Origin of the sequence: Chryseobacterium amylolyticum (genome assembly GCF_051011775.1) — a bacterium.
Lineage (GTDB): Bacteria > Bacteroidota > Bacteroidia > Flavobacteriales > Weeksellaceae > Chryseobacterium.
This window is the reverse complement of record NZ_JBPCHX010000002.1, coordinates 289,187-309,064: the sequence shown is the minus strand read 5'-3', so window position 1 is coordinate 309,064 and position 19,878 is coordinate 289,187. Positions and strand designations below refer to the sequence as shown.

The 19,878-nt window shown below is 36.7% G+C and carries 8 protein-coding genes; 3 read left to right on the top strand and 5 right to left on the bottom strand.

Annotation, left to right across the window (positions count from 1 at the left end):
* Positions 1-192 precede the first annotated feature (192 nt).
* Genes ACR1PO_RS06535 through ACR1PO_RS06525 form a run of 3 tightly spaced genes read left to right on the top strand, consistent with a single transcriptional unit; the run spans position 193 to position 8,484 of the window.
* On the top strand, positions 193-5,214 hold the full coding sequence (locus ACR1PO_RS06535) for a translocation/assembly module TamB domain-containing protein (protein WP_433986243.1): 5,022 nt from the start codon (positions 193-195) through the stop codon (positions 5,212-5,214).
* On the top strand, positions 5,214-7,541 hold the full coding sequence (gene tamL / locus ACR1PO_RS06530; RefSeq protein WP_433986242.1) for a translocation and assembly module lipoprotein TamL: 2,328 nt from the start codon (positions 5,214-5,216) through the stop codon (positions 7,539-7,541). Before ACR1PO_RS06535 ends, tamL begins: the two co-directional genes overlap by 1 nt.
* A 1-nt stretch (position 7,542) precedes the next feature.
* Entirely contained in the window at positions 7,543-8,484 is a 942-nt protein-coding gene (locus tag ACR1PO_RS06525; protein ID WP_433986241.1) for a YihY/virulence factor BrkB family protein, read from the top strand.
* A 116-nt stretch (positions 8,485-8,600) separates the two neighbouring features.
* On the opposite strand, the gene argS is transcribed toward ACR1PO_RS06525, so the two are convergent.
* The 5 genes from argS to ACR1PO_RS06500 form a co-directional block, all read right to left on the bottom strand.
* Positions 8,601-10,361: an arginine--tRNA ligase gene (gene argS / locus ACR1PO_RS06520; protein WP_433986505.1), complete on the bottom strand. Its 1,761-nt coding sequence runs from the start codon at positions 10,359-10,361 to the stop codon at positions 8,601-8,603.
* 130 nt (positions 10,362-10,491) lie between these two features.
* Positions 10,492-11,913, bottom strand: coding sequence for a SusD/RagB family nutrient-binding outer membrane lipoprotein (locus ACR1PO_RS06515; RefSeq protein ID WP_433986240.1), 1,422 nt, complete (start codon positions 11,911-11,913; stop codon positions 10,492-10,494).
* 12 nt (positions 11,914-11,925) lie between these two features.
* Positions 11,926-14,925 (bottom strand): SusC/RagA family TonB-linked outer membrane protein, encoded by a 3,000-nt coding sequence (locus ACR1PO_RS06510; RefSeq protein ID WP_433986239.1) that lies wholly within the window; start codon positions 14,923-14,925, stop codon positions 11,926-11,928.
* Positions 14,926-15,216: 291 nt separating this feature from the next.
* A complete protein-coding gene (locus ACR1PO_RS06505; protein WP_433986238.1) occupies positions 15,217-16,647 on the bottom strand; it encodes a SusD/RagB family nutrient-binding outer membrane lipoprotein in 1,431 nt (476 codons plus the stop codon).
* Between the two features lie 5 nt (positions 16,648-16,652).
* Positions 16,653-19,688: a SusC/RagA family TonB-linked outer membrane protein gene (locus ACR1PO_RS06500; RefSeq protein ID WP_433986237.1), complete on the bottom strand. Its 3,036-nt coding sequence runs from the start codon at positions 19,686-19,688 to the stop codon at positions 16,653-16,655.
* Between the last annotated feature and the right edge of the window lie 190 nt (positions 19,689-19,878).

The window sequence follows — 19,878 nt, the reverse complement described above, 5'->3', positions numbered from 1 at the left end:
TGATAAAAAGGGGGCGTTTTTTACAATAACAATTCTTGCCTTGGTTCGTCCTACTCAACTATTCACTTGACAACTACAAACTAAAAATTCCATAAAAAGACGGCCAAGGCAGGATTTTTGCATTCGCAAAGGGTACCACAACAAGGATCAAATAAAATAGTATTATTATCTTTGTTAGAAACCACATCGCATTTGAAACTGAAAATCAACACCACAAAACTCTTAAGGCGTATTGCAATAACCTTTATTTCAATATTGGTTCTTCTTACCCTGTTGATATTAAGCTTAAGACTTCCTGCCGTTCAAAATTTCATTAAAGACAAACTCATTGTTTACCTGGAGAAAAAAATCAAAACTCCGGTAAGCCTTGAAAGAGTCTACATCGGGTTTCCCAACAGTCTTGTCATGGAAAATCTTTATCTCAAAGGACAGGATGTAGATACCCTTCTGGCAGTGAAAAAACTGGATGTAGGTTTGCACATGCTGAAACTTCTTAATTCTACGGCAGATATTACATCCGTCAATATGGAAGGAGCCCGCGCCAATGTGGTACGGAAACCGGACGGAAAATTCAATTTTGATTATATCATCGATGCTTTTGCCACCAGTGACAAGGAGGAAAGTCCTTCCAAACCTTTTATTATTTCCCTTGATAAAATCAATTTAAAGGATATTGGTGTTACCTTCAACGACCAGCAGTCGAAGAATGATATTAAGCTCTATTTTAAATCATTCGATACGAGGGTAAAAACTTTTGATCTTAACAAAAACAACTATGCCGTCAATGATATTAATCTTGACGGATTAAAATTAAAGCTAAAGCAGGACCTTGTAGAAGAAGTTGCCAAAAAGGTGGAGAAAAAGGTAGACTCCCTCAATGAAAAGAAGCCTATGAATATTGGATTGAGAGGTATTAAGCTTACCCATTTCGATATTGATTACGGTGATGAAAACACCAAAACATTTGCAAAAATCATCTTCAAAGAGCTGAGTACAAAGATCAATAAACTGGATCTGGAAAATAATGCTTTCAACGTAGCAAATGTATTTCTTTCCGGGGCAGATATTAATGCCAACCTTTATCTTCCGGCTCAGAATGCCAATCCGAAAAAAACAAATGAACCAGATGTTTCAAAAGTATCTGATAAAGCTATGAGGCTTCTTTTAGGAAAATTTGTTCTGAATGATGTAAAAGCAACTTATAATAATACTGCGATTGCTCCTACCAAGCAGGGAATGGACTTCAACCATCTTAATTTTTCAAAAATGAATGTTGAGGTGAGAAGCTTTAAAATGGAGAATAATACTTTTGCCGGAACAGTGAATTCTGCAGAGATCAAAGAAGGCAGAGGACTGGATATCCAGAAATTCAACACGGATTTTGTGTATGCTGAAAAAGAGGCCTACCTCAAAGATCTTTATCTGCAAACCCCGAAAACAATATTGCGTGATGAGGTTATTTTAAATTATAACTCTATTGATCAGCTGAGTTCAAACTTAGGCGCCGTGAAAATTTCGGCCAATATCAAAGATTCCAAAATCGGATTCTCAGATATTCTGAATATAGTTCCGTCTTTAAGAAATACAGTACCTTTTAATACATATCCGAATGCTATCCTTAATGTAAATGCTAATGTTAAAGGAAGCGTCAATGACCTTTTGATTCAGGATCTTAAGGTTTCCGGCCTGGATCAGCTGAGGGTAATGGCGTCCGGAAAAATCAGGAATGCGATGAATCCGAATCAGTTATATTATGACCTGAGAATCGGCGAATTTTCTTCCAGTGCCAAAACGATATTCAATCTTGTTCCTAAAAATACAATTCCGTCCAATATTTCGCTTCCTTCCCATTTCAGTATCAAAGGAAATGCAAAAGGGACAACGAAAGTAGTCAATACTGATCTTAACCTCTATTCTACACTCGGTAATGCAGCCATTATCGCGCAGGTAGATCTGAGGAGAAAGCATCATGAACTGTATAATGTAAAAGCCAATCTTCAGGGAATACAGGTAGGAAAAATTATTCAGAATAAAGACATAGGCCCTGTCACTGCACAAATTGCCGCGAAAGGAGAAAGCTTTGATTTTAAAAATGCCAATGCTGATGTAAAGGGATATGTTGCTTCTGCTGTGTACAAAGGATACCGTTATCAGAATATGAACCTTACCGGAAAGATCAATAAAGGAGCATATCACGTTCTTTTGGACTCAAAAGATCCCAATGCAAGTTTACAACTGACTGCTTCAGGAGTTTATGACGAAAAAAATCCAACGGTAAAAGTGAATGGAGAAGTTATTAAACTGGATGTTAATAAGCTGGGCTTCTATGAAAAGCCAATGATTATTGCCGGAAAAATTGATGGTGATTTCTCCAGTTTAGATCCGAATAACCTGAACGGATATCTCAATCTTAAAGATTTTGCTTTTTCAGATACCAAAGAAGTATATCCTGTACAGGAAGTTAATCTGAAGGCTTCCTCCACCCAGGATTCCACCCGGATTATTTTCAATTCCCAGATTGCCGACGCAGAACTGAAAGGAAAATATAAGCTCACTCAGATTTTTGGAGCTTTAACACAAACGGTAAATCAGTATTATCAGTTCCAGAAGCTGGATAAAAACCGGAAAATTGATCCGGGGCAGCACTTTACCTTTACAGCCAAAATCAAAAATGATGACCTGATCAGAAAATTTGTTCCGGATCTGAAAGATTTTGAAACCATAAATTTAGCAGGAAACTATGACGCCGATTCTCAGAAAATTGAAATTGACGGGCAGATCCCACGATTATTGTATGGTGAAAATTCTATTGAAAAAGGAACTTTAAAAGTTACAAATGAAAATCAGGCATTACAATATAATCTGAATGTTGCAGCTTTAAAAAGCTCAAGCTTTTCATTAAATAAAATCAGTATTGACGGAGATGTTGCAGATAACACAATCCGATACAATGTCACGACAAAAGATGAAAAGGATGCCACCCGGTTCCTGATTGCAGGAAACGCAAAATCCTTGAATGACATTACCGAAATTTCTCTTAATCCCAATGGTCTAAAACTGAATTACACTGACTGGAATGTTGCAGAAAACAATAAAATTCAGATCAGCAGCAAAGGAATTCTGGCGGACAACTTTATTCTATCCAATGGAAGCAGTGAAATTGCTGTTCAGTCTGAAAGTGCCAGTCCTGCCAGTCCTTTAAATATTTCGTTGAAAGATTTTAAGATTGAAACCATTACGGAACTTATTAAAAAAGATACAGTTCTTGCAAGAGGGACTATCAACGGTACGGCACAGCTTCGGGATGTCACTAAAAATATGACTTTCACTTCCGACCTGAATATTTCAGATTTAATCGTCTATGGAAGCCCTGTCGGAAACCTTGCCGTAAAAGTGAACAATGCTTCACCGAATGTTTTAAATGCCGATATCGCTCTTTCCGGGAATAACAATGATGTAAAAATCCTGGGAGATTACAATACTTCATCCAGTACTTTTGACCTGAATATGGCGATTAACCAGCTTCAGATGAAGAGCATTCAGGGATTCTCTATGAATGCGATTACCAATACGGAAGGATATCTTTCAGGGAACTTAAAGATTACAGGAACTACTGCTCAGCCCAATATTTTAGGAAAAGTAAAGTTCAATGATGCAGGGCTGGAAATTGCCAAAACAGGAAGTGATTTCAGACATCTGAGCGATGAAATAGATTTTACCAGCCGTGGAATTGAGTTTGACAGATTCAAAATAAAAGATAAAGACGGTAACGCACTTGTCGTAGATGGGCAGGTTCTTACCCAGACATACAGAGATTTTGCATTTAACCTGAATGTGAATGCCAAAGACTTTAAAGTGGTTAATTCGGAAAAATCCAATGATGCAATCATGTATGGTATTCTTGCTATTGACGCCGGTCTTCATATCCGTGGGAACCTGGATCTTCCAAAAGTAGACGGAAAACTGAACGTGGCTGACAATACGGATTTCACTTTCGTTCTTCCTCAATCCAGCCCATCTTTACAGGAAAGAGACGGTATTGTAGAGTTTGTAGACCAGGATCAGGTTGTGTTGAATAAAACCATTAAAGCAGATACTCTTACTGCGCAGAGCCGCATCAAAGGGATGGATGTAAGTGTCAATATTGAAGTCAGCAAAGAAGCAAAACTCTCATTAATTATTGATAAAGCCAATGGTGATTTTGTACAGCTCCAGGGAGAGGCAGAATTAACCGGAGGAATAGACCCTTCAGGAAAAACCACATTGGTAGGAGTATATGAAGTGAACAAAGGAAGCTATGACCTCTCTGTAAGCTTCCTGAAACGTAAATTTGATATCCAGAAAGGAAGCACTATTACCTGGACAGGTGAACCTACCATGGCTCAAATGGATATTACAGCTGTGTACAAAACTGAAGCACCGCCTATTGATCTTGTAGAACAGCAGATCAGTGGAGAAAGTGCCTCTACAATCAATCAGTTTAAGCAAAGGGTTCCTTTCAATGCATTATTGAAAATGAAAGGTGAGCTTCTGAAACCCCAGCTCACTTTTGATATTACTACGGATGAAAAAAATAATGCCGTATCCACGAATGTAAAAGATATTATTGACCAGAAACTCGCTCAGGTCAGAACCCAGGAATCAGAACTGAATAAGCAGGTATTTGCCTTATTGCTTCTGAACCGTTTCATAGGAGAGAATCCATTTGAAAGCGGAGCAGGAATGTCTGCAGAGACCATGGCAAGACAGAGTGTGAGTAAAATCCTTTCTCAGCAATTGAATAATCTTGCGGCAGGCCTGATTAAAGGGGTAGATCTTAATTTTGGTCTTGATTCTTCAGAAGATTATTCCAGCGGGGAGAAAAATACAAGAACCGATCTGAATGTGGATATCAGTAAAAAATTACTGAATGACCGACTGAAAGTAACGGTGGGAAGTAACTTCGGACTGGAAGGCCAGGCCCGTCAGAATGAAAACATGACGAATATTGCAGGTAATGTTTCTGTAGATTACAGTCTTTCCAAAGACGGAAGATATATGCTTCGTGCTTATCGCAAGGATGAATATCAGGTGGCTCTTCAGGGGCAGATCATAGAAACCGGAGTCGGATTCATTATTACATTGGATTATGACAAATTCCGGGAGATTTTCCAGAAATCCAAAGAAAAAAAACCGAAAAAGAATCAAAATAACCAAGTGGTAGAATTTAAATAATGAGTAATAAGTTCCATATATATTGTAAGTACCTGTTGGTTTCCGGAATGGCATCAACGGTGATTTCATGCAGCAATACCAGGTTTTTGAAAGAAGGCCAGATGCTCTACACAGGAGCTGAAGTAAAGATTGAAAACGATACGATTTCAAAAAAAGAAAAAAAAGAATTGCAGTCTGCACTGGAAGCCAATCTCACTCCCAAACCCAATTCTACATTTTTGGGAATGCGCCCAAAGCTGTATTTCTATAACATAGCCAAAGAGCCCAAAAAAGACAAAGGCTTTAATTACTGGCTTAAGTATAAAGTAGGCGAAAAACCAGTATTATTAGGGGATGTAGACAGAGAGTTCAATAAAGATATTATTGAAAATTATTCTGAAAACAAAGGGTATTTTAATGCTAGAGCTACTTATGATACCGTTTCAAAGAATAAAAAAGCCCAGGTTATTTATACGGTGAGACCTGGCTCAAGATACCTTATTGATGGAGTAAAGTTTCAGAAAGACTCTACACTGGTTAATCAGGAAATCCAGAGCTTTGCTGATAAAACCCTTCTCAAAAACGGCAGACCTTTTGACCTTGATGTCATTAAGGCGGAAAGAGAAAGAATTGACAACAGGTTAAAGGAAAGGGGGTTTTATTATTTTCATCCGGATAATATTATCGTACAGGCAGACAGTACGGTAAGCAAAAATCATAAGGTTGAACTTAACGTAAAACTGAAAGACAATACTCCGGATTTGGCGACTCAGCAATTCAGTATTGACAAAGTGATTGTATTTCCCAACTACAACATTCAGGATGTAAAAGATGGAAAATACAGCATCCCGATGAATAAGGATTCTCTTTCAAAGTATGCTTTCGATGATATCTATGTTATCGATCCACAGCATAAATTCAAACCAAAGATTTTTGACAGGGCCCTATATTTCAAGCAGGGAGATCTGTATAACCGTTCCAATCATAACCTGACTCTGAACCGGCTGATCAGTCTGGGGGTTTTTAAATTTGTAAAGAATGAATTCATCGTATCCGATTCTTTAAGCCATAAATTTGACGCCTATTATTTATTAACTCCGAGACAAATTCAGTCCCTTCGTCTGGAAGCATTAGGAAGAACCAATTCTGCCAACTATGCAGGAAGTGAGCTGAACCTGAACTGGACGCACCGAAACTTCTTCAGGGGCGCAGAACAATTCAAAGCTGCGATCTACGGCGCTTTTGATTTCCAGATGGGAGGAGCCCAGAATGCCAATAATATTTTCCGCGCAGGAACAAATGTACAGCTTTCAATTCCGAGAATTGTGGCACCTTTCCGTTTTCATTCTTCCAGTGAGTTTGTTCCCAGAACCAATATCACATTGGGATATGAATTCCAAAACAGAACACAGTATTACACGCTTAATAATTTCACCGGGTCATTCGGATATTTATGGAAAGAAAATGCAAGGAAGGAACATGACCTGAAAGTCATTGATATTACATTGGTTTCTCCTGCAAATGTTACAGAAGAATATCATATTAAGTCTGCCAGCAATCCTGCTATGCAGCGAGTTGTTGCAAAACAGCTTATTTTCGGTCCAACCTATTCTTACACCTATACCAATACCATGCTGCCTAAGACCAATACCATTTACTATAAAGGGATGCTTGATCTGGCAGGAAATATTACAGGGCTGGTTACGGGTGCTGATGTAAAAAAAGATAAGGAAAAGAAAATATTCGGAATTCCTTTCAGTCAGTATGTAAAAATTGAAAATGATTTCAGATTCTATCATAAGTTTAGTGAAAAATCTTCACTGGCAACGAGATTTATCGGAGGAATCGCCTATCCGTATGGAAACTCGGAGTTTATTCCTTTTTCCAAGCAGTTTTTTTCAGGAGGAAGTAACAGTATCAGAGCATTCCGTGCAAGAACATTAGGACCGGGAAGTTTTGACCCGAGAACGATAGATCCTGGTACTTACTTTGACCAGTCCGGAGATATCAAACTGGAATTAAATGCAGAGTACCGTGCCAATCTTTATAAGTTCTTAAATGCTGCCGTTTTTGTAGATGCCGGAAACATCTGGCTTCTTCACGACGATGAAAACAGACCCGGGGCTAAATTTTCAAAAGATTTTTTAAATGAAATTGCAGTGGGAGCCGGAGTAGGTCTGAGACTGGATTTTTCTATCCTGATCTTAAGACTGGATCTTGCCATGCCACTGAGAGTTCCTTATTATCAGAAAGGGGACAGATGGGCCTTCGATAAAATTAACTTCGGAGACTCAAGCTGGAGGAAAGATAATCTTGTTTTAAATATTGCCATCGGATATCCTTTTTAATATGATCAAAACTGCCAAATTTTTCTGGGAGGTTCTGAAAGACACATTTACAGAATGGAACAATTCTTCTGCGTCAAAAGATTCAGCAAGTCTTGCCTATTATGCTATCTTTTCAATACCCGGATTACTGATCATTATTATCTGGGTACTTGGAAATTTCTTTGGAGAGGAAGCGATCCGCGGACAGATCAGCACCCAGATCAGCGGTATTATGGGTCCGGATGTGGCAAAAAGTATCGAGGGGATGCTGGCAGGCGCTCTGATTGACAAAAAAAATATTTTTATGAAAGCTGTAGGAGTCGGATCATTGGTTTTTGGTTCTACAACGCTTTTTTTCCAGCTTCAGCATTCATTGAATACACTTTGGGAAGTAGAAGCTGCACCTAAAAAAGCATTGGTTAAATTTTTACTGGACAGAGCCAATTCTTTAGGAATGATTCTTATTCTGGGATTTCTTTTGATGATCACTATGATTTTGTCTTCTCTGATCAGTCTGTTTAATACAATTATCACCCAATATTTTGGTTTTGAAACCTATATGCTGGTAGAACTTGTCAATTTTGCGGTGGGTTTTGGCTTGGTTATGCTCCTATTTGCTTTAATGTTTAAAGTGCTCCCTGATGTTTTGATCAGCTGGAAACCTGTATGGAAAGGAGCATTTCTGACAACCGTTTTATTTACCCTCGGAAAATTTTTATTAAGCCTTTATTTTAACCAGGTAAAGCCTACCTCAGCCTTTGGTGCAGCCGGAACGGTTATTCTCATCATGATGTGGATCAACTATTCCTGTATGCTGATATTTTTCGGTGCTGAATTTACCAAGGTTTACACTTATAAAAAGGGATATAAAGTTACGCTTTCCAAGCATGCACGATGGACTCCGGCTAAGTTGTATGCGGATAGTTTGAAGCAGATGCATAGTGAGCCCGATGATAAGACATAAAATGCGGGATGCGGGATTCTAGGTTCAGGATTTTGAGATGCGCGATCGAATTGCCAGCATAAAAACCGATTAACTGATATAAAAAAATCCTCCTGAATTTCAGGAGGATTTTATGTTTACATTCTGTTTACGGTTCCGATTCCCAGCAGTTCCAACGATTTTCTGATCGTTTTCGCTGTGATATCTGAAATATTCAAACGGAATTGTTTTATCTTCTCATCTTCCTGATTCAGAATCGGATTATTCTGATAGAAAGAGTTGTATGTTTTCACAAGGTCATAAACATAATTGGCAACCAATGCCGGGCTTAATGTTTCTGCTGACTTGGCTACAACAGTTTTAAAGTTTGCCAACTGCATAATCAATTCTTTTTCAGACTGATTTAATTCAATCTCAGCTGTTCCAGTCTGCAAAGTACCTGCTTTAGACAACAATGACTGAATACGTGCATAAGTATATTGAATAAACGGACCTGTATTCCCGTTGAAATCAATACTCTCTGCAGGATTGAAAAGCATTTTTTTCTTAGGATCCACTTTCAGCATAAAATATTTCAATGCTCCCAGTCCTACTGTTTCATAAGAAGCTTCTTTCTCTTCTTCAGAAAGAGTCTCCAGTTTTCCTAATTCCTGAGCCTTAGATTTTGCGGTCTCATACATTTCCTGCATCAGATCATCAGCATCTACGACAGTCCCTTCACGGGATTTCATTTTACCTTCAGGCAATTCCACCATTCCGTAAGAAAGGTGATACAGCTGGTCTGCCCATTCATATCCTAACTTTTTCAGGATTTTAAATAAAACCTGGAAGTGATAATCCTGTTCATTTCCTACTGTATAGATCAGTTTCTGAATATTATTTTGCTTAAAACGCTCTACGGCTGTTCCAAGATCCTGCGTCATATAAACTGAAGTACCGTCTGAACGCAGCAATAGTTTCTGATCAAGACCCTCATCTGTAAGGTCACACCATACAGAACCATCTTCTTTCTGGTACAGAACTCCTTTATCCAATCCTTCCTGAATAAGATCTTTCCCTAAAATATAAGTATTGCTTTCATACTGAACCTGATCAAAGTCAACGCCTAATCTTTTGTACGTTTCATTGAATCCTTTATAAACCCATGAATTCATTTCTGCCCAAAGCGCTCTTACTTTCTCATCTCCGTTTTCCCAATCGAGAAGCATTTTCTGAGCTTCCTTCATTACCGGAGCCTCTTTTTTAGCCTGCTCCTCTCCTACACCCTGCTCTACTAGCTCTGCAATTTCTTTTTTATAGTTTTTGTCAAATTCTACGTAATAGTTTCCAACAAATTTATCTCCTTTGGTATTGGTTGTTTCAGGAGTTTCTCCGTTCCCGAATTTCTCCCATGCCAGCATGGATTTACAGATATGAATTCCTCTGTCATTAATAATCTGAGTTTTAATCACATCATATCCCGCTTCTTTTAAGATCTGAGCAACCGAGAATCCTAACAGGTTATTTCTGATGTGGCCCAAGTGTAATGGTTTGTTAGTATTCGGCGAAGAATATTCTACCATTACCGTAGAATTTTTCTTTTCTATTGTAGAGAAATTTTCACTTACAGACCTGAAGTTATCCACAAACAATTGGTTTTTCACCTTAACATTAAGAAATCCTTTTACGACATTGAAGCTTTCAAAAAGTTCTGTCTGCTCTGTCAAAGCCTCTCCTACTTCAACCCCGATGCTTTCAGGATTCTTTTTCAACTGTTTTACCAACGGAAAAGTGACAATCGTAAAATCGCCCTCAAACTCAGTTTTATTTTCCTGAACTTCCAGTTTGATGTCTTTTAACTGATATACATTTAAAATGACTTCCGAAAGTTTTTGCTCTATAATATCTTTAATATTCATGTGTTCATACTTATTTTTCATAGGCCACATGTAATAGCCCGCATTTCATTTCAAAATTTTGAAGTACAAATATACGGAAATAAAAAAACCGCCCGAAGGCGGTATAATATGAATGTTAATAAAATATGTGTTAATTCTTATCCCAGAAAAGCTTTGTTGTAGCCTTATCTCCACCAATTTTATCACCGGCAGCTTTTACATTAGCTCCGTTCAATACATATTCCTGATCAGAATAAGGCATTCTGTAAGGCACTGAAGATAAATTAGATTTCGGAGGATTCACAAGAACAGGGTAATCCAAACGTCTTGTAAAGTTCCAGCTAGCAAAACCTTTATTAAACATAGCAATCCAAGCTTGTACACCTATAGACTGCTTCCAGTTAGCCGGATTATAAGGATGTGCAAGCACATATGCATCTGCGATGGTACCACTTATTCCATTCTCCCTCATAGATTCTTTCACAGCAGCTGCATAAAGCTCTGCAGCAGTTCCACCAGCTGAATATCCTCTTGCAGCAGCCTCTGCTTTTAAGAAGGCTACTTCCGCATAACTAAAAAGATTGGATGCTGCAGTAGCACTTCTGAAATAAGAGCTTAATTGAGAGAAATTAGTATATGGATCATTTAATTCTCCAAAAACTCCTCCTTTATATACTCCTCCTACTTTGGTAAACCACACATCCATTCTTGGATCGGAAAGAGCGTTCATAGTATTAATTGTTAATTCACTAGGTAAAAAATCATTTCTATTCGAGGCTACTAAATTATCAAATACCGGATTGGAAAAAGTATTTCCATCATATTTAAATTTGTAAGCATCGTCATCAGAAGAAATAACACCACTGGCAATTGCAGATTCAACAGTAGTTTTTGACAATGCAGGATCAACATCTGCCAAATTCATCCCTAATCTTAATTTAATAGAGTTAGCAAATTTCTTCCATTTAGTCATATTACCTCCGTAAACCAGATCACTATAACCTGTAGCTGCAGGTTTTATAGTAGCAGTAACAGCATCGATTCTTTTGATCAAATCAAGATAAATAGTCTTAGCATCATCGTATTTAGGGGTTAGAATCTCATCCGGTTTGAAAGCTTCAGAATAAGGAACATCCCCATAAGTATCCACAATATTTTCCCAAATAAAAATTTCTTCAATTTCTAAGGTTGCCAACTTATTAGTGCGTATATCATCCGTTTCTACTTCATTCATCAAATTCACTTTTGCTTGTTTCAGATTGTTAATACTGTAAACATACATTCTGTTAAAATGATTACGAGGCTGATTACGGGTTACCAAATTATATTGGGTTTCGTCCGGGTACTGAGTTTCCGCCCATTGTTGTGTAAAGAATCTGTAATTATTAAAATTTACACTAGGGTTATCCATATAATAAGATGACTGGTATAATGCAGTAGCTAGTAAGTTATCAGATGGAAGAACCGACGGGTGTTTAGGGTCATCATTAAGAGAAGTTAAATCACTTTGACATGAACTTAAAGCTAATCCAATACATGCAGACACCAAACTTATTTTTATAATATTTTTCATTTTTAAAGTAATTTAGAATTTAAATGTAACATTGATACCCAAATCTCTTGTTGTAGGCATTGAACCGATTGACCATCCGTAAGAGCTAACTCCTCCTCCTACCATCGCTTCCGGATCAGCATATGGCAAATTTTTATGAATAATCCATAGATTTCTACCTACAATCGAAATTTTAGCATCATAAATCTTTGTTCCTGCTAATAAGGATTTTGGAAGTGTATACCCAATACTTGCTTCCCTTAGCTTAATAAAAGATCCGTCATAAACAAATGCGCTTGCAGGCTGTGTTTTGTACCCGGTAGAACCACTATTATCAACAGGTGATATTGCAATATTATTTGGAGTACCATCAGGAAGAACACCTGGCAAAACAATAGGTTTGTCTCTGAAGTCTCCTTCAGCGGTCTCTTTATACAGACCGGATGATAATCCATAATACATATCTGTTGAGAATATATCCCCTCCTTTACGCATATCAATCAAGAAGCTTAAAGAAAATCCTTTATAGCTGAAGCTATTTCTAATCCCCCCAATCCAGTCCGGAGTAGTATTACCTATTACCTGATTTGGGTTTTGCAAATATTTTCCTGTGCTAGGGTCAATAACTTTTTGTCCATTTAAATAAGTATAATCAGCACCGATCAATGTTCCCCAGGCTTCACCTACTCTGGCATTTAAAGACACTCCTCCCTGAAAACTATTCAGGAGATAATTATTAATTCCAGGATATAGTTCTACTACTTTATTCTGATTCTTAGACCAGTTCGCATCAATATTCCAAGTAAAATTATTTGTCTTTATTGGTACCAATCCTAACTGTACTTCTACTCCACTATTATCAATTCTACCGGCGTTGAATACTTTACCTGTATATCCTATAGCTGCAGACGTAGGAAGTGGATTAAGAATCTGAGGAGTAGTTCTTGTTTTATAATAGGCGAAATCAACTGTTATTCTATCTTTTAAGAAATGTGCTTCAGTCCCCACCTCAAATTCATTAGCCTTTTGAGGCTGCAGACCTGGAAAAGATTGATTTAAAATAGAGTTATAAATTCCTTGATTGGATAAAATTCCGGCGGATTTGTAATTATTATATAGTAGATAAGAATCAGCAGATCCTCCAACCTGAGCATAGTTGGCTCTGATTTTCCAAAAATTCATCCATGTTTTAGTATCTAGAATTTCAGACATAATCACTGCTCCTGTGATTGATGGATAATTAAAAACATTGTTACCTTTTAATAATGTTGATGTTTCCTCTACCCTAAATGTCGCATCTAAATAGAATTTTTTATAGAAATCAAATGATGCCGTTGCGTACCACGAATTAGTTTGTTTTGTATATTCTATTTCATCCGGTGCTAGAGGTGCCTTTTTAGAGTTTGATAAAGCATAAATTCCAGGTACTATCAATCCTCCTTCTGTTGAGGCATAGATTGAATTATAATAATTTCTACGTATATTTCCTCCTACAACTCCCGAAAGGTTAATATTATCAGTAATATCGAATTTATAATTCACCATTAAATCATAATTGGTCTCTGTCTGCAGTATATCACGTCTTCCATATCCGGAACCAATTGAGTTATTTGACAGTCCAAAAGCCTGTGGCAAAGATCCAACAGCCAACCTTGTTTCAGCCATAAGATTTGACCTGTCATAAGAAACTTTTCCGGTAACAGAAATATTATCCAGCAGATCATATGTAACCTGACCATAAGTAAAATTTCTATATCTTTTGTCTGAAGAATAATTCTGATAAGCCTGGAAATATGGGTTATTCCAATATGCAGGTGCCCCATTTGCAGCAGACTTTCTGTTCCATGTAACATTACCATAATTATTGGATGCATTAGCTACATGCGGATCCACATTTGCAAAATATAAATTTTGCAAATCCTTAATATCGACATTGGTTTGCCACCATTGTCTGAAACCGGTAGCAATATTGTTTGAATACCCTGTAATACTCCTACCCTTCGTATCCTGTAATGTCATTGTAGAATAAAAAGAAGAATGCAATTTTGGAGTTAGATCATAATTAATTTTTAAGGAAAAATTATTTTTATTCAGGTGCGAGTTAGGCATTAATCCATCAGACATCATATTTTCATAAGTAAAACTGATGTTTTTCCCTTTTTGTCCTTTTTCTAACGTTACACTATTGATGTATGAGGCTGGATTTTCGAAAAATTTAATCGGTCCATTTTTAGCGGCTACCCAAGGAGTAGCCTTTTGGTAATTTGGGGACAAAGGATTAAATGAATCCCACTGATACACCAATAAATTAGGATCAAATTTCGGGCCCCAAGAAGCATCTGCTCCAAAGTTTGCATTATTCAAACCATCAGAAGCCTGGGTTCCGAATTTCTGAGAATAACCGGCTCCATACCTTGTCTGATATTCAGGGAAAGTAGACTTATCAATAAACCCTACCTGTATCGCGGAGGAAAGTGTAACTCCCCAGGAACCATCATCCTTTCCTTTTCCATTCTTCGTTGTAATAACAATTACACCATTTAATCCTCTTTCACCGTACAGTGCAGAGGCTGCAGCTCCTTTTAATACGTTTATGGATTCAATATCTTCCTGGTTGATATCAGAAAGAGCATTACCATAATCAATTGAGTTTTCTCGGGTACTGGCATTATTAACGGGTGATCCATCAATAACAATTAACGGGTTACCGCCTGCCAGTGATTTTACTCCTCTTATAACCAAATTGGAAGATCCTCCAAAGTTGTTATTGGTAGTAACATTAAGTCCAGCAACTTTACCTGATAACTGTGCAGCAATATTTCCAGTGTTTGTTGTTCCATCTGTAAGCGCACTTCCTTTAATTTCCTGCGATGCATACCCCAAAGATTTTTTTTCTCTTTTAATGCCAAGTGCAGTTACTACCACTCCTTCAATTTCTTTTGCTTTAATGGTATCTTTCTTCTCTTGGGCACTAACTATTGCCATAGAAGAAGTCAACACTAAAACAAGAAGACTTGCTGTTAGTTTCTTCATATCAATTATTTTTATATCCGTACAAATTTGTCAATTATATTCAATAATTCAAACAAAAACGTTAAAAAAAATAAAAATTTATCATCTATAAGCAACAAAATACAATAATTAACAAAAAAAATAAGTTAAAAAATCCACATATATAAAAAAAATACTATAATTTTAAAATATTAAGAAAAATAATTCAATTTAATTATTCATATTACTCCGTTTAATGATTAAACAATGATATTATTAAATAAAAAAACCGCCCGAAGGCGGCGGTATAATATGCATTAAAAATTATTAGCATTAATTTACATCCCAGAAAATCTTTGTAGTTAATTTATCTCCACCAATAGCAGCACTTGCAGCGGCATAATTAGTCCCATTTGTTGTTGCTTCGGCAGCTGGATACTGAAGCCTTACCGGAACTCTCCCCCCAGCATTTGGAATTGCTGTAGCCGGAGCTACAAGTTGTGGATAATCCAGTCTTCTATAGAAGTTCCAGGAAGTCACTGATTGATTATACATTGCCACCCAGGCCTGTTCACCGATTGATTTCTTCCAATTAGCTGCATTATAAGGATGTGCTGCAATATAAGCAGCGGCATCAGATGCTAATCCCCAATCCGCAAAAGAAGATGTTACAGCTGAGTTATACAAAGTAGCCGGTGCTCCACCTATCCCCCATCTTGCAGCAGCTTCAGCAAGATAAAATGCAACTTCTGTATAGGTCATAATAAGGCCAGGTGTTGTAGCTGTATAAGCAAAATCACCTGCGTTTGAAAATTCTGAAAATTCTCCAGGAGCCCCTATTACCTGTCCGATATACACGCCATCAACATCGGTATAATATTTGGCAATTCTATTATCCATAGTTGTATTCATATAATCGACCAATGTTTTTCCTGCAATAAAATCATCTCTTGATTCTGTTTCCTGGAATATAGGATTCTGATTAGGAGAAGCAGCCAAATAAGCGAACTGACAGTTATCACTTGAAGAAGTCATAACCCCTCCCGAAATTGCCTGATTTACAGTAGACTGAGCTAAAGCAGGGTTAACATCAGCTAAAGCAATCCCCAATTTTAATAACAGAGAATTACCAAATTTTTTCCATTTTGAAATATCTCCATTATAAAATATATCTCCATTACCAAAAGTTCCACTGCTGCCAGATAAATTATTTATATCTGTACTTAATTTTGAAATAAGTGAAGAGTATATATCTGATGCTTTATCATACTTTGGAAGCGGATAAAGATCAATATTTAAAGCCTGGGTATAAGGAATATCTCCATAAGTATCTACCAAAACCTGATAGGTGTAAGCCTTCATTATATCTACAATTGCCAGTTGATTTTTCTTTTTTCCCGGCCAGGTAGATTGTTCTGCAGGTGTTGGTACATATTCATTGATTATTTTTTCCGCCTGGTCTAAATTCTTTAATACATTTACATAGTTGTCTGTCCAAACATTATTTGAAACATTTCTGTTTGTAAAATCATAGTTACTTTCATTTACATAAATCGTTTCTTGCCAGTATTGCATTGTAAGCCTAAAGTTATTTTCATTAACATTAGGTGTATTCATATAATCACTTAGCTCTTTTTGCGCATATGTAAGCAAAGACTCTTGAGTTGTATTGTAGTTAGCATGTTGATCAAGATTCACATCATCACCTGTTGTACAACCTATAAACAAGAGAGCTAATATTGGTGTTAATATATATTTTTTCATATTCTTTAGAAATTAACTTTTACATTAAAGGAGATATTTCTTGTAGCCGGCATAGGACCTGATTGGTACCCTTGAATATTTCCTGAAGACAAACCCGCCTCCGGATCAGAGTATGGTAAGTTCTTATGAATAATCCAAAGATTGTTACCTACTAAACTTACAGACATTCCTTGTATAAATTTAGAATTAAACACGTGCTTATCAAATCTATAAGTAATAGCAACTTCTCTTAATTTCACAAAGCTTGCATCATATACATAAGCTGCTCCTGGAAGGTCTGTTCCCAAAACCTGACTAGATTGAGATTTATCCAATCTAATGGTATTTGTAATGAAGTGCCCTGGGTTATTAGGATCTTCCATTACTCCCGGCAAGATAACACCTCCACCATTGGCGAGTGTATTTCTAATAGGATTACCTAAATCATTGAATCCTACAGAATCGGGATATATACCTGTTCCATATCCATAATATTGATCTAACGAATACACCTTACCTCCTTTTTTCCAATCAATTAAAAAGCTTAATGATAGATTTTTATATGAGATAGTATTGCTTAATCCTGCTGTCCATTTAGCCTGGAAACTTCCCTGATTATAAGTTGGTGTATCAGTCACCAAATAAGCCCCATTAGCTCCTACGATAGGATTTCCATTTGAATCATAAACATAATCCGAGGTCCATATTGATCCATAATCACCGTCCAGAGGGGCATTAATACTAACACCACCCTGTAATCTTCCTATTGTAATATTTTCAATACCTGGTGCTAGTGCTGTTACTTTTGTCCAAGGATTAGACCAGTTTAAGCTAAGATCCCAAGAGAAATTGGTTGATTTAATTGGTGTTGCATTAATGGAAACCTCAAATCCTTTTGTGGTTAACTCACCGGCATTTTGAGTTTTTGCCAGAGCTCCATTGGCAAAAGATACGGGTAATGGTAATATCTGATCGTAGGCTTTATTTTGAAACCAAGCTACATCAAACCCTAAACGATTCTTAAACATTTTTGCTTCAATACCAACTTCAAAATTTTTAAGTCCCTGAGATTTAAGCTCAAAATTTCTTAACGTAGTATTATAAGCATATATCGGAATATCTCCGTAAGATGGTTGCGAAAAATACCTGTTCAAAAGCTGATCAGCAGCGGTATCAGAACCTACTTTTGCGTAGGCAGCCCGAATTTTACCAAAATTTAACCAATTAGCTTTCACTAAGTTTGAAAACACCACACTTGCAGATAATGATGGATACCAGTATACAGCATCGTTATCAGGTAGTGCTGTTGATTGATCTCTTCTGTAAGTTCCTTCTAAAAAATAAGTATTTTTATATCCCAAGGAAACTTGGGCAAACACTCCATATACATACTTTGTCAAATCAGAAATCAAAGGACGAACCGGCGCGGATGCTGAGTTTGCAATAGTATAAATACCTGGAATATACAATCCTCCTGATGTAGACTGCTGATTAGAATATGTTTTCTGTACGTTAATATTACCCCCTAATAACGCATTAACATTAAAATCATCAGTAATATTTTTTTTATAAGTACCTATGAAGTCATAGTTGGTTTCAGAAAACTTATAAAGACTTGTTGCATAACCTGAAGGCTGATTCACTGCTCCATTTAATCCAAAACTATTTCCTGCATATGAGCCTACCGCCTTTCTGTCTTCAGTGATCATAGTATATCCATCTCGTCCCATTCTCACCAATAGATTAATATCTTTTGTGACATCATAACTTAAACTAAAATTTCCTGCAAATCTATCTCTAGAGTCATTTTGATAATTTTCATATCTCTGGAAGTATGGATTATCCCAAAAGGCAGGTGTTAAGTCAGAAATCCCCCTCATATTCCATGTATAATTTTTTTGGAAAGTGCGATATAAATATTCCTGATCTTTTATATCAACATTGGTAGGCCACCATTGTCTGAAATTAGTCATGATATTATCATTATAACCAGTAGTATTACGGCCGATAGTTTTCTGCGTAATGTAATTTGCATAAAGATTAGCAGTTAATTTATCAGTCAGTTTATATGATGCATTCCCACTAAAATTATTTTTTATCAATGAACTGTTTGGCATAATATCCGTGGCATCGGTATTAGTATAACTTAAACGATAACTCGATTTATCATCTGCACCGCTAAATGCTAAACTATTTACAAAATTAGTTCCCGTATTGAAAAACTTAATAGGGCCGTTTTTAGCCATCTGCCATGGTGTTCTCTGTCCCTGAGTAGGCGACCCCGGAATGAATGCCCCATATTGCCAAACCATTGAGCCATCGTAAAGAGATCCATAGGAAGCATCATTACCGAAAGCTACCCTTGGGCTTCCCTGATATAATGTGCTGCTAAAGCTGTTACCAGTATACCCCTGTCCGTATTGGGTTTGATACTTAGGAAATGTAGATTTATCTATTGAAGACATTGTGATAGAAGTAGAAAACTCCATTCCAATACCTTCTTTATTTCTTTTTCCCTTTTTTGTTGTAATAATGATCGCCCCATTTTGAGCTCGGGATCCATAAAGAGCTGTTGCTGCTGCTCCTTTGAGAACATTCAGAGTTTCTATATCATTAGGGTTAATATCAGATACTGAACTTCCATAATCATAACCACCTCCACCTGTTGCCTGACTGGCTGTATTGATATTTTTATTCATGATAGGCACCCCATCTACAACAAAAAGAGCCTGATTATCTCCCAATAGCGACTTAAAACCTCTTGTAACCACGTTGATTGATCCTCCAAAGTTTGTACTTTGCTTAATCTCCAAACCTGCAACTTTACCAGATAGGTTATTTAGGAAGTTAGTCGTAGGGTTTTTATTGACGTCTTCCCCTTTTACTTCTTGGGTAGCATAACCGAGAGATCTTTTCTCTCTTTTGATTCCAAGTGCAGTTACTACTACACCTTCAATCTCTTTTGTCTGTGTAACAGTATCGTTTTTTTTCTGTTGAGCATTTGCAATAGCAACAGAAGAAGACAATACCAAAACTATAAGACTGGTTGTTAGTTTCTTCATATCAAATTAATTTTTGTGACTTTACAAATTTGTAAAACTTTATTAATACCACAAAGTAAAATATGAAAAATTTACAATTAATTCAACATTATCAAACAAAAAGAATAAAAAAACTATTAAAATAAGTTAAAAATAAAATATTTAAGAAAAACAAATTACTAGATCATTAATTTCATTTAAAAAATAATAA

Coding starts and splice junctions, on each gene's coding strand:
- tamL (WP_433986242.1), top strand. CDS start 5,214: ATGAGTAATAAGTTCCATATATATTGTAAGTACCTGTTGGTTTCCGGA.
- ACR1PO_RS06525 (WP_433986241.1), top strand. CDS start 7,543: ATGATCAAAACTGCCAAATTTTTCTGGGAGGTTCTGAAAGACACATTT.
- argS (WP_433986505.1), bottom strand. CDS start 10,361: ATGAATATTAAAGATATTATAGAGCAAAAACTTTCGGAAGTCATTTTA.
- ACR1PO_RS06515 (WP_433986240.1), bottom strand. CDS start 11,913: ATGAAAAATATTATAAAAATAAGTTTGGTGTCTGCATGTATTGGATTA.
- ACR1PO_RS06510 (WP_433986239.1), bottom strand. CDS start 14,925: ATGAAGAAACTAACAGCAAGTCTTCTTGTTTTAGTGTTGACTTCTTCT.
- ACR1PO_RS06505 (WP_433986238.1), bottom strand. CDS start 16,647: ATGAAAAAATATATATTAACACCAATATTAGCTCTCTTGTTTATAGGT.
- ACR1PO_RS06500 (WP_433986237.1), bottom strand. CDS start 19,688: ATGAAGAAACTAACAACCAGTCTTATAGTTTTGGTATTGTCTTCTTCT.